The sequence below is a fragment of the Bacillus pumilus genome (genome assembly GCF_024498355.1).
Taxonomy (GTDB): domain Bacteria; phylum Bacillota; class Bacilli; order Bacillales; family Bacillaceae; genus Bacillus; species Bacillus pumilus_P.
The window spans coordinates 3,637,343-3,651,603 of the sequence record NZ_CP101833.1; the positions used below are offsets into that span (position 1 = coordinate 3,637,343).

14 protein-coding genes and 1 pseudogene are annotated in these 14,261 nt (G+C 39.6%); 3 read left to right on the plus strand and 12 right to left on the minus strand.

Translation table 11 applies throughout. The annotated features are described in order from the left end of the window. The first annotated feature begins 3 nt into the window (after nt 1-3). Nucleotides 4-414 (plus strand): hypothetical protein, encoded by a 411-nt coding sequence (locus tag NPA43_RS18555; protein ID WP_099728559.1) that lies wholly within the window; start codon nt 4-6, stop codon nt 412-414. A 25-nt stretch (nt 415-439) separates the two neighbouring features. Here NPA43_RS18555 and NPA43_RS18560 read toward each other — a convergent pair whose 3' ends face one another. Continuing rightward, nucleotides 440-1,495: a YkvI family membrane protein gene (locus tag NPA43_RS18560; RefSeq protein WP_099728558.1), complete on the minus strand. Its 1,056-nt coding sequence runs from the start codon at nt 1,493-1,495 to the stop codon at nt 440-442. Between the two features lie 72 nt (nt 1,496-1,567). On the opposite strand from NPA43_RS18560, the gene yyaC reads away from it, so the two are divergent. After that, the gene (yyaC, locus tag NPA43_RS18565; protein WP_249704741.1) at nt 1,568-2,194 is read left to right on the plus strand and encodes a spore protease YyaC; all 627 of its coding nucleotides are present in this window, start codon (nt 1,568-1,570) and stop codon (nt 2,192-2,194) included. Between the two features lie 27 nt (nt 2,195-2,221). Here yyaC and NPA43_RS18570 read toward each other — a convergent pair whose 3' ends face one another. From NPA43_RS18570 to NPA43_RS18580, 3 genes are all read right to left on the minus strand, one after another. Beyond that, nucleotides 2,222-3,076 carry a ParB/RepB/Spo0J family partition protein gene (locus NPA43_RS18570; protein WP_099728556.1) on the minus strand — a complete coding sequence of 285 codons (855 nt, stop codon included), beginning with the start codon at nt 3,074-3,076 and terminating at the stop codon, nt 2,222-2,224. Next, the gene (gene soj / locus NPA43_RS18575) at nt 3,069-3,830 is read right to left on the minus strand and encodes a sporulation initiation inhibitor protein Soj (RefSeq protein WP_008360890.1); all 762 of its coding nucleotides are present in this window, start codon (nt 3,828-3,830) and stop codon (nt 3,069-3,071) included. Before soj ends, NPA43_RS18570 begins: the two co-directional genes overlap by 8 nt. A 244-nt stretch (nt 3,831-4,074) precedes the next feature. After that, a complete protein-coding gene (locus NPA43_RS18580; protein WP_230031432.1) occupies nt 4,075-4,908 on the minus strand; it encodes an orthopoxovirus pf05708 family protein in 834 nt (277 codons plus the stop codon). Nucleotides 4,909-5,115: 207 nt separating this feature from the next. Here NPA43_RS18580 and NPA43_RS18585 point away from each other — a divergent pair. Continuing rightward, nucleotides 5,116-6,250, plus strand: a pseudogene (locus NPA43_RS18585) (IS3 family transposase). A 58-nt stretch (nt 6,251-6,308) separates the two neighbouring features. On the opposite strand, the gene noc reads toward NPA43_RS18585, so the two are convergent. From noc to rpmH, 8 genes are all read right to left on the minus strand, one after another. Further along, the gene (gene noc, locus NPA43_RS18590; protein ID WP_099726337.1) at nt 6,309-7,184 is read right to left on the minus strand and encodes a nucleoid occlusion protein; all 876 of its coding nucleotides are present in this window, start codon (nt 7,182-7,184) and stop codon (nt 6,309-6,311) included. Nucleotides 7,185-7,289: 105 nt separating this feature from the next. Beyond that, nucleotides 7,290-8,009: a 16S rRNA (guanine(527)-N(7))-methyltransferase RsmG gene (gene rsmG / locus NPA43_RS18595; protein ID WP_249704742.1), complete on the minus strand. Its 720-nt coding sequence runs from the start codon at nt 8,007-8,009 to the stop codon at nt 7,290-7,292. A gap of 13 nt (nt 8,010-8,022) precedes the next feature. Further along, nucleotides 8,023-9,909 (minus strand): tRNA uridine-5-carboxymethylaminomethyl(34) synthesis enzyme MnmG, encoded by a 1,887-nt coding sequence (gene mnmG, locus NPA43_RS18600; RefSeq protein WP_249704743.1) that lies wholly within the window; start codon nt 9,907-9,909, stop codon nt 8,023-8,025. A gap of 17 nt (nt 9,910-9,926) precedes the next feature. After that, the gene (mnmE, locus tag NPA43_RS18605; protein WP_099726334.1) at nt 9,927-11,306 is read right to left on the minus strand and encodes a tRNA uridine-5-carboxymethylaminomethyl(34) synthesis GTPase MnmE; all 1,380 of its coding nucleotides are present in this window, start codon (nt 11,304-11,306) and stop codon (nt 9,927-9,929) included. Between the two features lie 402 nt (nt 11,307-11,708). After that, the gene (gene jag / locus NPA43_RS18610) at nt 11,709-12,332 is read right to left on the minus strand and encodes an RNA-binding cell elongation regulator Jag/EloR (RefSeq protein ID WP_099726333.1); all 624 of its coding nucleotides are present in this window, start codon (nt 12,330-12,332) and stop codon (nt 11,709-11,711) included. Then, nucleotides 12,329-13,105, minus strand: a complete 777-nt coding sequence (spoIIIJ, locus tag NPA43_RS18615; protein ID WP_180275472.1) for a YidC family membrane integrase SpoIIIJ — start codon at nt 13,103-13,105, stop codon at nt 12,329-12,331. Before spoIIIJ ends, jag begins: the two co-directional genes overlap by 4 nt. 164 nt (nt 13,106-13,269) lie before the next feature. After that, nucleotides 13,270-13,629: a ribonuclease P protein component gene (gene rnpA / locus NPA43_RS18620; protein WP_008360906.1), complete on the minus strand. Its 360-nt coding sequence runs from the start codon at nt 13,627-13,629 to the stop codon at nt 13,270-13,272. A gap of 78 nt (nt 13,630-13,707) precedes the next feature. Next, nucleotides 13,708-13,842, minus strand: coding sequence for a 50S ribosomal protein L34 (gene rpmH, locus NPA43_RS18625; RefSeq protein WP_008360908.1), 135 nt, complete (start codon nt 13,840-13,842; stop codon nt 13,708-13,710). Between the last annotated feature and the right edge of the window lie 419 nt (nt 13,843-14,261).

Consider the following 14,261-nt stretch of genomic DNA (forward strand, 5'->3'; position numbering starts at 1 on the left):
CAAATGGTCAATCAAAATAAACCTCCTAGTGACGCCCAGCGTTTCTTGCAAAATGTGAGCGCTCGCCGCTCCATGTCTGTATTCGAAAATCAATCTGCACCCCAAACACAATCGCAATCTCCTGAAGAAATCGCCGCCATTCAGGCTATACGCAGAGAAGGACAGCGAAAGGATCTAAAGCGACTGCTGAAAATGCGGCTTCATGACGAATTAGCAAACACTCGCGTGCACTTGGAGTATCAGCTGTCCAAAACAGAAGACATGTTGAACCAAACAACCATTGTCAAACAGCATTTATCCCAGCATTTAAAAGGACAAGCCATCTCAGAATTAGAGGAGCGCATTCAGCGTCTTCAGCAAATGCCTGTATATGATGATATCAAAGACGCTATCGATTCAATTCGGATAAAATAAGCACTTTTCTTACGAAGAGAGGTGCTTATTTTGTTTTATCAATATAATTTTTAGCCCGGAAAAATATCTTTTTACTTAAAATCGGATATAGCATTAAACAGACGAGTAAATAAAGATTCAACAAACTATAGATCGGATACAAGAAAGCAATCAAATCGGCAAATCCAAGAGATGTTAAAGGCGCCATCAAAAGAAGCATGACAAACACAATCAACCAGCGAGGCATTCTTACAACAGAGAGCATCCGGCTGGATAAACCAAATAAACCAGCGGCTGTCGTCGTATAAATCGCTAGACAAAGGACGACTGTCATAAACACAAACAATGACGTCGGCGCCCCCTCTAATACTGTAAACAAAGGAATTCCCTCTGCTGAAAGACTTCCAGAAATATCAACCAGTATTTCGTTATACACATAAGAGATCACACCAAAAATCAGACCACTTAATATGCTCGCCACCTTGGCTTCTCCGAGCCCCTTCATTTCTTTCCCAACAGAAGACAGCACTGCAACAACAGATAATATATTCAAAGAGGCAAAGACAATACTGGCTGGCCAATTGTACTGCTGCCCAAAATCAATCCTCCACATATGATCATGATTCATATAATAAAAAACAAACGCATAGATGAGCCCCGCCACCAAAATTGGTATAATGAAAGCATTCACTGATAAGAGCCCTTTCACATCCCAGAAAAAAATCATAAATGAAAAAAAACAAAACGCACCGATGCCAACCCAAAATGGTACATGATACATCTCAAGTGTAACCCCGCCACCGGCAATCATGACCGTAGTTGTCGTGAATAAATAAAGAACGATTAAAATGTCATACACCTTAGCCAGCCATGGTCCTACCAGTCGCTCTAACACTGGCACAAAGTGATCGGCACGCACCTCATAACTGATTTTTAACACCACATAGGTAGACAGCATAAACATCAATGTAAACAGGAGAATGGCTAGTCCACTATCAATGCCAAAAAACTGCCAAATTTCTTGGCCGGAAGCATATCCCGCTCCTATTAAGCTTCCTAAAATTAAAAGCGTCCACCTTGAACCAGCCTTCCACACAATCATCACCTCATAGGTATAGAATTAAGCTTGTTTCCGTATACTGTTACTAACTACTATGACAAGGAAGTGAGACCTATGAATAGCAAGAACGGTCTTTTTTTAAGAAATAGGGTGAAAGAATACGTGTCCCATACGGATACAAATGCCATTCAACAGCTTAAAAGTATTTTATTCTCGCATCTTCAGAAAGCAGAAAAAAGACCCGTTGCCATCGTTTGTATTGGAACAGACCGCTCAACTGGCGACTCTCTAGGTCCACTTGTTGGCACAAAGCTTTCAGGTCTGGAATTGAAAAAGCTTCATGTATACGGAACGCTCTCTGACCCAGTGCATGCGGTCAATTTAAAAGAAAAGCTCGCTGAAATTGAACAAGCTCATAAACATCCGTTTATTGTAGCTGTTGATGCCTGTTTAGGAAGAGTGAAAAGTGTAGGTTCCTTTCAGATTGGAGATGGGCCGTTAAAGCCTGGGGCAGGTGTGCAAAAGGAGCTGCCAGAGGTAGGAGATATTCATATCAATGGGATTGTCAACGTGAGCGGTTTTATGGAATACTTCGTTCTCCAAAATACACGTCTTCACCTTGTCATGTCTATGGCCAATACACTTTCTGAAAGTCTATCTCACATTGATCAAATGGATTGGACGAGAGAAAAAAGCCGATCTCTCTTCACCCCTATTCAAAATATCACTGGGAGAATATAAAAAAGACCATCTCTCGTATCAAGATGGTCACTCTGAGGATTCTCTCGCAGAAAGCAATTCAAGAATTCTGTCTAAATCTTCGTTTGAGAGAAATTCAATCTCAATTTTCCCTTTTTTCTTCTGTTTCTTGATCGTAACTGGAGTACCAAAGTAATGTTGTAAGAAAGACTCTCTTTCTTTCAACACTCGATCCTTTGGTGCTTCTTTTTTCTTTGTTTCACGTGGAACATTTTCGTTTAATTGCTGAACAAGTTTCTCAACCTGACGTACATTTAACCCTTCATCCACGATTTTCTTTACCAATGGCGCCAGCTTCTTTTTGTTTTTCAAACTAAGCAGCGTGCGTCCATGTCCCATTGATAACGTTCCATCGGCAATTAACTCTTGTACTTCATCTGGTAATGTCAATAGACGAAGGTGGTTCGCAATATGTGGTCTGCTCTTACCTAATCGCTTCGCTAATTCCTCTTGAGTCACACTTAAGTGATCTAGCAAGGAAGCATAGGCTTCCGCTTCCTCTAATGGAGATAAATCCTCGCGCTGTAAGTTTTCTAAAAGGGCAATCTCTCTCATCAGCGTTTCTGAAAATTCTCTGACGATCGCAGGAATCGTTGTCAGACCAGCTTGTTGTGCTGCTCGGAATCGGCGCTCACCTGCTACAATGTCATATCCTTTAATTGATTTTCGGACAATGATCGGCTGTAAAACACCGTGCTGCTGAATCGACTCTTTGAGATCGGATAATGCATCCTCGTCGAACGTTTTTCTTGGCTGATACGGGTTCGGACGCAGATCCTTCATTTTGATCTCTTCGACAGTTTCTTCATTTGAATCTACGTTGTTAAATAGTGCATTAATACCCTTTCCAAGACCTTTAGCCATTCGCATCCACTTCCTTTGCTAAGTCTAAATAGACATCTGCACCTCTTGAACGTGGATCATACAAGATAATAGGCTTTCCATGACTAGGCGCTTCGCTGAGTCTCACATTTCTCGGAATCACGGTCTGATAGACTTTATCTCTAAAGTATTTCTTCACTTCTTCGATGACCTGAATTCCAAGATTTGTTCGCGCATCAAGCATTGTCAGTAAGACACCTTCAATGGCAAGATCGGTATTTAAATGTTTCTGCACGAGACGAACTGTGTTTAACAATTGACTCAATCCTTCAAGCGCATAGTATTCGCACTGAACCGGTATTAAAACGGAATCGGATGCAGTTAACGCATTAATCGTCAGTAATCCAAGTGATGGCGGACAGTCAATAATCATGTAATCGTAATTTTGCTTCACAGATTCAAGTGCTCTCTTCAGCCTCACTTCACGTGAGATCGTAGGCACAAGCTCAATTTCTGCCCCTGCAAGCTGTATCGTCGCAGGAATGACATCAAGATTTTCGACCTCTGTCGTCTTAATCACATCAAGTACATCTGCATCGTCAACTAAAATATCGTACACACACTTCTCTACGTCGGCCTTCTCAATCCCAATGCCACTCGTGGCATTGCCCTGCGGATCAATATCAACTAACAACACTCTTTTTCCTATGTATGCTAAACACGCACCCAAATTCACAGAAGTTGTCGTCTTCCCGACGCCGCCCTTCTGGTTGGTAATCGCTATGATTTTTCCCACGATGTCACCCACTTTCAACTTAACAAGTTTCTCATTCATTCATACTTTCTATTCTATCAAAAAAAGTATGAAACGTTTGCTTTTTTTGTTTCTCCATTATAAATTCGTTGACGAATGTCTATTTTCGTACATGATTAGATGAATGAAAACACACACGAAAATTATATTAATATATCTTTTTGATGAAAAATCGATATACTTAGAAATAAAAAACCCTCACTTTAATCAAAAGTGAGGGCACATATCAAAAGTTTAATCCGCCAATTTTACGGCCTTCGCTCACAATGACCTTAGGGGTCACTGTTTTATAGCTTTTCTTTTTCAAAAATCCATAGGGTGCCTTAATGGTAAATGTCGCATGTCCGACAGCGTCACCCGTTTTGGCGTAGGCCTGCCACACAATCTTTGAACAGTATGTGGGGTCCAATGATTGAATCGACATTGTGATGGAGTATCGAGCCTTCGGATGGTCTTTCACGTAATCGTGTGCCCATTCCCCTGCGAGATCCGCCTTTTCTTCGTGATTGATCCGAATCACCTTTGTGTTGGCACTATAGCGAAACCAGCTATGAATGGAATCAATATGAGGGTGCTGTCGAAACCCTGGAATGGAGGCATAGCTTTTCTCGTTAATGACGATACCTGCATGACCGATTAAGCCATTCAAAGCACCAGTGCTTGTCACCAATATATCCCCTTTTTTAGGCATAATATCGGTTCCAGGATACGGCTTTCCTAAAAGGTGGCGAATGGTATGCGGCTTTTCATCAGTCACCATCTCATCCTGCTTGTTTTGCCGTAAGTCATAGTTCTTCAAATCATCATTTGCTGTGATCAAGTCGATCGTCTCGTCCTGAGACTCATGCTCTTGATTTAATTGTTGAACAGTTACCTCTCTAGAAACCACGCCTTGTTTCTTCAGGACGTTCAGTTCTTTCTTCGTAACCGTTTCTTCTCCAGCATGAACCTCTTGACTCGGTGGCGTATTTACAGCAAATATAGTCGTTTCATTTGAAAAAAGAGAAACAGAAAATAGTAAATAACAGATAATAGCAAAAGTAGTTTTTTTCATATTCATTGAATAGATGTCACCTCCTTTCTACTATGAAAATCATATTTTACCAATTAATCAATAATAAGTAAATATTATGTACTTTCATGAAAGGCATACAAATAAAGCTGACGAGTGGATAGGACTGTCCCCATAAAGTGAGACAAATAAAAAACACCTTTAAGTTGAAAATCAGGTATAGAATACCTGAAAACAATTTGGAGGTGTTTTTCTATGGGATCAAGAGTTAGTTATCCAATTGAAGTGAAGGTGAAAGCAATTGAAATGCGATTGGCGGGAGTACCAGTTTAAAAAGTGTTGGAGGAATTAAATATTCAGAATGTGACTCAACCTAAAACATGGATGCAACGGTATAAATCAGGAGACATTCATCGTTTAAGACAGCCAGTAGGCAAACAGGATTCGTACGGGAAAGGGCCTGAATATCAAGATGAGAAATAGAAATTGAAAACGGAAATTCGCTACTTAAAACAACAAATTGACATATTAAAAAAGTACACAGAATGGGAAAGGAAGTGAAAAAAGAAGCGTTCTTGTCGATTTATGATACGGTAAAAGACAAAGTGAGTGCATTCTGTCAGATGTTTAAGCTCGCAAGATCAACATTTTATCGTTGGAAAAAACAAGGTCATCAGCCAAAGCGGCAGGGGTTAATCGACCTCATTTCATCGCTTTGTGAGGCACATCAATATACGTATGGTTATCGAAAAATTACGGCTCTACTGCGAAAAGAAATGAAAATGAACTATAAGACGGTACAACGTATTATGCAAACCACGGTTTGCAGTGTCGTGTGAAAGTGAAAAAGCGTAAGCAAACCGGTCAACCCTATTATATTGCAGAAAATACTTAAAACGAGATTTTTCTGCGACAAAGCCACTTGAAAAATTGGTGACTGATCTAACATATCTGCCCTTTGGCCAAAAAACACTTTATCTATCTAGCATAAAAGATTTATATACAAGTGAGGTTGTGGCTTATACGATTGTGTTTCGCTTGTTCTAGATACGTTGAATCAGCTACAGGCACTGCCTGAAGGCTGCATCCTTCATAGTGATCAAGGATCGGTCTACACTTCATATGCCTATCAAAAGGAGATTAAAGGAAAAGGCATTATCATGAGCATGTCCAGCAAAGGGACGCCCGCTGATAATGCCTCCATCGAATCGTTTCATTCCTCACTAAAGTCTGAAACGTTCTATCTTAACAGCATTGATCGAACGACGACAACCATCGTAGAACGCACTGTCAAAGAATACATTCATTATTATAACAACATTCGTATTCAAACGAAACGAAACTAAAAAACAACCAATCACTGATAAACTATCGGCAATTGGCTGTATAAAGGTGTTTTGATCCCTGTCTCAAAAACGGGGGTCAGTCCCGATCTCATCAGCTTTTTTCTATTTAGGAATTCGAATCGTTAATTGGATGTATTCCTCAAATTCTTCTTCCTCGGTATTTATTTTAAGTCCGCTGTCTTCTACCATGTGGAGAGACTGGCGAATGGTATTCATCGCAATTCGTGTATCTCGACTAAATGCCTTACGTTTTGGCTTCGGTTTGCGATCTGTTTTTTGTTCAAGCATCTTCACTACACGCTCTTCAGTCTGTTTCACATTCAGCTGCTTTTCGATAATTTCCTGCAATAGCGCGATTTGTAATTCTGGAAGCTTTAGGGGTACAAGTGAACGTGCATGCCTCTCAGAGATTTTTTTCTCCAAAATGGCCTGTTGTACCTCTTCAGGCAACTTTAAAAGTCTTAATTTGTTGGCAACAGTTGATTGTCCCTTGCCTAAACGCTGAGCAAGCGCCTCTTGCGTTAAATCATGGAGCTCTAAAAGGCGTGCATAAGCATGAGCCTCTTCAATAGCAGACAGCTCTTCCCTTTGCAAATTTTCAATCAATGCCACAGATGCCGTTTCCGTATCAGTAAAATCTTTTATAATAGCGGGGATCTTCTCCCATTGAAGAGTTTGTACCGCTCTCCAACGTCTTTCGCCGGCGATCAGTTCATATTTTCCTTCTTCTTCTGTTGGTCTGACAACAATAGGTTGGATAATGCCATGGGTATGAATAGTCGTGGCCAGCTCTTGTATCTTTTCTTCTGAAAAAATGGTGCGTGGCTGAAAACGGTTAGGCATAATTGTGTCGACCGGGAGCTCCTGTATCTCTTCCTTTAATGTATCATGCTCAGCAATCTCTACCTCTATTTCGGTTTCACGCTCAGGATGTTCTTTGTCACCAAGCCCGAAGAAGCGTGAGAGTGAATGCTTCATGAACCTACACCACCTTTAAAAACTACCTTTTTATAATTCTATTTTCTCATGTTTTTTCCTTCTGTAAAATCATAAATATTGAAGAAAAACCGACCTTTTACATGATCAACCTTCTATTGGTGATTTATTAGGTGTTCCTGGTTTTCTAGGATATTTTTTTGGTGTTTGTTTTTTCTTTTCAATGACAATGATGTTCCGTTCGCTTTCTTCTAAAGGAAGAACAAAGGAATGCTTTTCAACAACCTCTCCTCCGAGGACTGTGACGGCTTTTTTCCCTGCTTGCATCTCTTCATCAGCGGCAGATGCTTTTAATGCAACAAACAATCCTTCCTTTTTCACAAGAGGCAGGCATAATTCGCTCAAAACAGATAGACGCGCAACTGCTCTAGCAGTGACAAGATCATAGCTTTCACGCTTTTCCTTACGTTGGCCAAACGTCTCCGCACGATCATGATAAAAAGTAGTTTCTTGTAAATTTAACCCTTTTGCTAACTCATCGAGAAACGTAATTCGTTTCTGGAGAGAATCAACAATGGTCACATGTAGATGAGGGAAACAAATTTTAAGAGGAATGCTTGGAAAACCAGCACCAGCTCCAATATCACAAATCGTTGTCACATTGTGAAAATCAATAAAAAATGCTGCTGATATCGAATCATAAAAATGCTTTAAATAGACTTCTTCCTTTTCTGTAATGGACGTTAAATTCATCTTCTCGTTCCATTCTACAAGCATGCGGAAGTAAGTTTCAAATTGTTCAAGCTGCACAGGAGAAAGAGTGACCCCTTTCTCCTCTAGTGCTGCTTTAAATTGATCAATGTTCATGCCGACATCCTTTCTACTCTGCTATCTTCGCTATACGTCCCTGCTCCAAATACACTAAAAGGATAGAAATATCAGCAGGGTTAACGCCAGAAATACGAGAAGCCTGTGCAACAGAAAGCGGTCGGACTTCTTTCAGCTTTTGCTTCGCTTCAGTTGCAATCCCTTTGATGGCATCATAATCGATTCGATCCGGAATCTTTTTGTTCTCCATCTTTTTCAGCTTTTCAACTTGTTGGAGCGACTTTTCAATATAACCTTCGTATTTAATTTGAATCTCTACCTGCTCACACACATCAGAAGGAAGCGGTGTTTTAGCTGGAGCTAATTGCACAACAGATTCATAGTTCATTTCTGGACGCTTCATCAAATCACTTGCACGAATGCCGTCCTTCAGTTCACTTCCACCAAGTGAACGAATAAATTCTTGTGTCTCTGCTGTAGGTTTAATGATGACAGAGTATAATCGTTTTTTCTCCGCTTCAATGGCTTCTTTTTTCAGCTGGAACGCTTGGAATCTCTCTTCAGAAATTAATCCCAGGTTATATCCCAGTTCAGTTAATCTTAAATCAGCATTGTCATGACGTAAAAGTAGACGATACTCTGCACGGGATGTCAAGAGACGATAAGGTTCATTTGTCCCCTTTGTGACAAGGTCATCGATGAGAACACCGATATATGCATCAGATCGGCTTAAAATGACTTCTTCTTTACCTAATGCTTTTCTTCCTGCATTAATACCTGCCATAATTCCTTGACCTGCTGCTTCCTCATAACCCGACGTTCCATTAATTTGGCCGGCTGTATACAATCCGGAAATTTTCTTCGTCTCAAGTGTCGGCCACAGCTGTGTAGGCACAATTGCATCATACTCAATGGCATAACCCGCTCGCATCATTTGTACATTTTCAAGTCCTGGGATGGTTGAAAGCATACGCTGCTGTACATCTTCAGGAAGACTTGTAGACAAACCTTGCACATAAACTTCCTGCGTATTACGACCTTCTGGCTCTAAGAAAATTTGATGTCTCGGTTTGTCATTAAAACGAACCACCTTATCTTCAATGGAAGGGCAGTATCTAGGACCAGTTCCTTTAATCATACCTGAATACATTGGAGAACGGTGAAGATTCTCGTCAATAATTTGATGTGTCTCTAAACTCGTGTATGTTAACCAGCATGGTAATTGGTCTGTAATATATTCAACCGTTTCATAGGAGAATGCCCGTGGTACATCGTCACCTGGTTGAATTTCCGTCTTACTATAATCGATCGAGTGGCTGTTCACTCGAGGGGGTGTTCCTGTTTTAAAACGAACCAAATCGAATCCTAATTCTGCTAGATGATCTGATAATTTAATTGAAGGCTGCTGGTTATTAGGGCCGCTTGAATAGGAAAGATCCCCTAAAATAATGCGGCCTTTTAAGAAAGTACCAGTCGTTAAGACAACAGATTTCGCACGATAATTCGCCCCTGTTTGTGTAACGACACCTTTACATTCATCATCTTCTACAATTAAATGATCCACCATACCTTGGAGCATTGTCAGGTTTGGTTCATTTTCCATTGTTTTTTTCATTTCGTGCTGATATTGGAACTTATCTGCTTGCGCTCTTAACGCACGGACAGCAGGTCCTTTCCCAGTATTCAGCATGCGCATTTGAATATGCGTCTTATCTATATTTCGTGCCATTTCTCCGCCTAGTGCATCAATTTCTCTGACGACAATCCCTTTTGCGGGACCACCTACGGACGGATTACATGGCATAAAAGCAACCATATCGAGGTTGATGGTCAATACAAGTGTTTTGGCGCCCTGTCTTGCAGAAGCAAGAGCAGCCTCAACACCAGCATGACCGGCACCGACGACGATGACGTCATATTGACCAGCTTCATAACCCATTTCTTATGTTCCTCCTTTTACTTTCCTAAACAAAATTGAGAGAACAACTGATCAATTAAGCTTTCATGAACAGCATCCCCAATAATTTCACCTAGCTGCTCCCAGCAGCGTGTTAAATCTATTTGAATAATATCAATCGGTACGTCCATTTCAATTCCTTCAAGAGCATCTTCAATTGATTGTTTGGCTGCCTGAAGGAGCGCAATATGCCTTGTGTTACTTACATACGTTAAATCTCCACTTTCAATTGAACCTGTGAAGAACAGTGATTGAATCGCCATTTCAAGCTCATCAATCCCCTTTTCTTGTAATAATGATGTTGTGACCACCGGACGATCTTTCGCTAGCTGCTTGACCTTTTCTACATCAAGCTTAGGCTCAAGATCTGTCTTATTCACAATCACGATGATATCCATACCTGAGACAGCCTCAAAAAGCTTAATATCCTCTTCTGATAATTCCTCACTATAATTGAGCACAAGTAAAATCAGGTCGGCTTCTTTTAAGACCTGTCTAGATCGCTCAACCCCTATACGCTCAACAATGTCCTCAGTCTCACGTATACCCGCAGTATCTACTAGACGAAGAGGTACCCCTCTTACATTCACATACTCCTCAATGACATCTCTCGTTGTTCCAGGAATATCCGTCACAATCGCCTTTGTTTCCTGTACAAGACTATTCAGCAAGGAAGACTTCCCAACATTCGGCCTTCCGATAATCACAGTGGATAAGCCCTCACGAAGAATTTTCCCCTGCTGCGAAGTCGTCAGCAGCGATTCAATTTCCTTTTTCACAGATGTCGCTTTTTCAACTAAGACTCGATGTGTCATTTCTTCGACATCGTCATACTCTGGATAGTCTATATTTACTTCAACATGGGCGAGTGTCTCCAATATCTCACCGCGAAGTCGTTTAATCAAACCGGAGAGACGTCCCTCCATTTGAGTGATCGCTACATTCATCGCACGGTCTGTCTTTGCACGAATCAAGTCCATTACAGCTTCTGCTTGAGACAGATCGATTCTTCCATTTAAGAAAGCACGTTTTGTAAACTCACCTGGCTCCGCTAATCTTGCTCCTTCTCTTAAAGCAAGCTGCAATACTTTATTTACCGTCACAATTCCGCCATGGCAGTTGATCTCAATAACGTCTTCTCTCGTAAATGTTTTTGGCGCTCTTAATACCGACACCATGACCTCTTCTATTACTTGCTCAGTACTAGAATCCACGATATGGCCATAATGAATGGTATGTGAATCCACCGATACAAGCTTTTTCTCCTTAGGCCCCTTATACATACGATCAGCAATCTGTACCGCATCAGGCCCACTTAAACGAATAATCGCAATTGCCCCTTCACCCATTGGTGTAGAAATTGCTGCAATTGTATCCACCGCTCATTCACCTCTTTCTCTACTTAATAGACAGTCTTTTATCTATTAAATGGACGTTGTCCATCTCTATATCAAAAACGCTTAATCCAAAATTTAAAGATACCACAAATGAAAGCGAAGCGAAAGTATCCCATATCTAATTATCCACAACTTTGCATCCTGTCTATTTTAACACTTAACTTATCCACATGTGAATAACGACGTTCTCAACTTATCTTCACATCTTACACCTAAATCCAATAAATTTAAACGCCCCGATCCCTTTACTTCATTGTAAAAATGGCGTTTTTCATCCAAATAACACGCTAACTTTTTAGAAATAAAGGATGAATCTTCTATAAAAAGGGAATTTTTCAATAAAAAAAGACTAAAATCCAGCTTTGCTGAATCTTAGCCTTTCTGCTATTTTTTATACAACACCACAACATGACGTTTGCTACCTGTATCTTCCGAAGCCGTAGCAAGTTCTTTAGAAAATGCGGCGATCGTATCATGAACGACTTTTCGTTCATTCGAAGGCATAGGTTCTAAATGAACCTTTCTCTTCGTTTTTAAAACACGGTTGGCCGTCCTGATGGCGTATTGTTCAAGTGCTTCTTGACGTTTCTTCCTATAATCTCCAATATCAATTGTAATATGGTGATACTGATCGGAATAACGATTAAACACTAACTGCACCAATGTTTCTAATGAGTACAAAGTTTGTCCTCTTTTTCCAATCATTAATGCCGTTTTATCTCCATCAATGTGGAAAGAAATCTTTTTCGGTTCCTTCTTGGAAACAATTTTTGCTTTAGGATCAATTGATTTAACAATTTTATCTAAATACTGTGTAGCTAATTTGAAAGCATTTCTCTTTTCTATTAACTTAACAACAGCTTGCCTTTTACCAAATAATCCCAAAAACCCTTTATTTCCTTCATCTACTATTGTGATATCAACTTCTTCTTGTAGTAGCTGAATTTGTTTAAGTCCGGAATCTACTGCTTCTTCGATTGTACGACCGACAGCAGTTATTTCCTTCATTTTTTATTCCCGCCAGCTTTTTCTTTTGTATCAACTTGTACTTGAGGTGTTCTAATCACCAATGTTTGAATGATCATGAAAAGGTTACCTACAACCCAGTAAAGTGAAAGTGCCGCTGGGAAACTGATTGCAAACACAACGATCATAATCGGCATGACCCAAAGCATAATTGCCATTTGAGGGTTGTCCGAAGGATTTCCAGCCATCATCAGCTTCTGCTGAATGAAAGTAGCTACACCCGCAATAATCGGTAATAAAAACAATGGATCTGGACTGCCTAAGTCAAACCATAAGAATGTATGTTTTTTAATTTCAGCTGTTCTCATAATCGCATGATAAAAACCAATTAAGATTGGCATCTGAATTAAAATCGGGAAACACCCTGCTAATGGATTTACACCATTTTTTTGGAAAAGAGCCATTGTTTCCTGCTGAAGCTGCTGCTGTGTTTTTTGATCTTTAGAGCTGTATTTTTCACGAAGCTTCTTCAATTCAGGCTGCAAAGCTTGCATTGCTTTTGTACTTCTTAACTGTTTAATCATTAATGGTAAAATAAGCAAACGAATTAACAGTGTAACAATAATGATTGCAACACCATAGTTTTCACCAGTCAAATTTGCCATGTACGTGATTAATTGAGATAGCGGGTAAACAATATAAGAATTCCAGAATCCCTCACTATCTGATGTAATTGGTTCATTGATTTGTGTACATCCTGCCAATAGAACCAACACGCCAATCAAGCTAAATATTAGTAATAATCGCCTTTTCAACAAGATTCCTCCCATTACTTCAAACTTTATTTAAGTTGGAATTGATTACGAAAGTGACTCACCTAATCAGTATGGTAACATTTTTTCATTACAAAGTGGTGGTTTCATTTTAATTCACTAGATGAAGGAAGCGCTTTTAAAAATTGATTCAACGAAAGTTTCTATTACGAAGACTTTTTCGGTTGTTGTTGATAAACAGCGGATTTTCTAAATAAATGTTGGAGAGATTTCTTTGTTTCCTCAAAGGTTAATTCACTCGCTGGTTTTCGTGCAATGACAATATAATCTTTTTCTTGCTTTAACTTATGACCTTCCTCTAAAAACACCTGGCGGATCAGTCGTTTAATTCGATTTCTTATCACTGCATTACCAATCTTCTTACTGACAGACAATCCTAAACGCAGTTCATCTTGATTTGGTTGATCCAGCTGGTAAATAACGAATTGGCGATTAGCCATTGATTGACCTTTTTTGAACACTTTTTGAAACTCTTCATTTTTTTTTAGCCTGTTTCGCTTCTTCATGTTTTCTTCCACTCCGATAAAAACTGACAATTCATTTACGATTTTATGTAAAAAAGACCACTGACATTATTCAGTGGCCTAAGCTGATAATTTTTTTCTACCTTTGCTGCGGCGTCGCTTTAAAACTAGACGTCCGTTTTTAGAACTCATACGGCTGCGGAAGCCATGAACTTTACTACGCTTACGGTTATTTGGTTGAAACGTTCTTTTCATTTATGACACCTCCCTGAGGAATAGCTGTTTAAGACAGTCTAACTCATTATATTTGTGTAACCCATCGATTGTCAATATCAATGATAAAACTCTTATTATCAACCTTATAAGCATAACACAAGTTATCAAGTGAAGAAACCTTCTTTTTCAGTTTCCAGCATTTTATTCTTTTTTCTCCTAAAAGACCTCCAAAACAAGGTTGTGGATATTTTTCCAGCATATTTAGACTATCCACATCCATTATCGACATTTTTTTCACACAAATAACCGGTGTGGATAATTATTTTTCAACAGGATGTAAAGTTTGTGGATAAGTTTGTGACACCCATTGCACCATCTCGTTTATTTTGATATTATATTTGTGTTTTAACTCTTAATTACTTATCTGACCTATTTATATTATCCACAATCTGTGGATA

Bases quoted from the DNA above. Each gene is read 5' to 3' on its own strand.
- NPA43_RS18555 (WP_099728559.1), top strand. From the start codon at position 4: ATGGTCAATCAAAATAAACCTCCTAGTGACGCCCAGCGTTTCTTGCAA.
- NPA43_RS18560 (WP_099728558.1), bottom strand. From the start codon at position 1,495: ATGATTGTGTGGAAGGCTGGTTCAAGGTGGACGCTTTTAATTTTAGGA.
- yyaC (WP_249704741.1), top strand. From the start codon at position 1,568: ATGAATAGCAAGAACGGTCTTTTTTTAAGAAATAGGGTGAAAGAATAC.
- NPA43_RS18570 (WP_099728556.1), bottom strand. From the start codon at position 3,076: ATGGCTAAAGGTCTTGGAAAGGGTATTAATGCACTATTTAACAACGTA.
- NPA43_RS18580 (WP_230031432.1), bottom strand. From the start codon at position 4,908: ATGAATATGAAAAAAACTACTTTTGCTATTATCTGTTATTTACTATTT.
- noc (WP_099726337.1), bottom strand. From the start codon at position 7,184: ATGAAGCATTCACTCTCACGCTTCTTCGGGCTTGGTGACAAAGAACAT.
- rsmG (WP_249704742.1), bottom strand. From the start codon at position 8,009: ATGAACATTGATCAATTTAAAGCAGCACTAGAGGAGAAAGGGGTCACT.
- mnmG (WP_249704743.1), bottom strand. From the start codon at position 9,909: ATGGGTTATGAAGCTGGTCAATATGACGTCATCGTCGTCGGTGCCGGT.
- jag (WP_099726333.1), bottom strand. From the start codon at position 12,332: ATGAAGGAAATAACTGCTGTCGGTCGTACAATCGAAGAAGCAGTAGAT.
- rnpA (WP_008360906.1), bottom strand. From the start codon at position 13,629: ATGAAGAAGCGAAACAGGCTAAAAAAAAATGAAGAGTTTCAAAAAGTG.
- rpmH (WP_008360908.1), bottom strand. From the start codon at position 13,842: ATGAAAAGAACGTTTCAACCAAATAACCGTAAGCGTAGTAAAGTTCAT.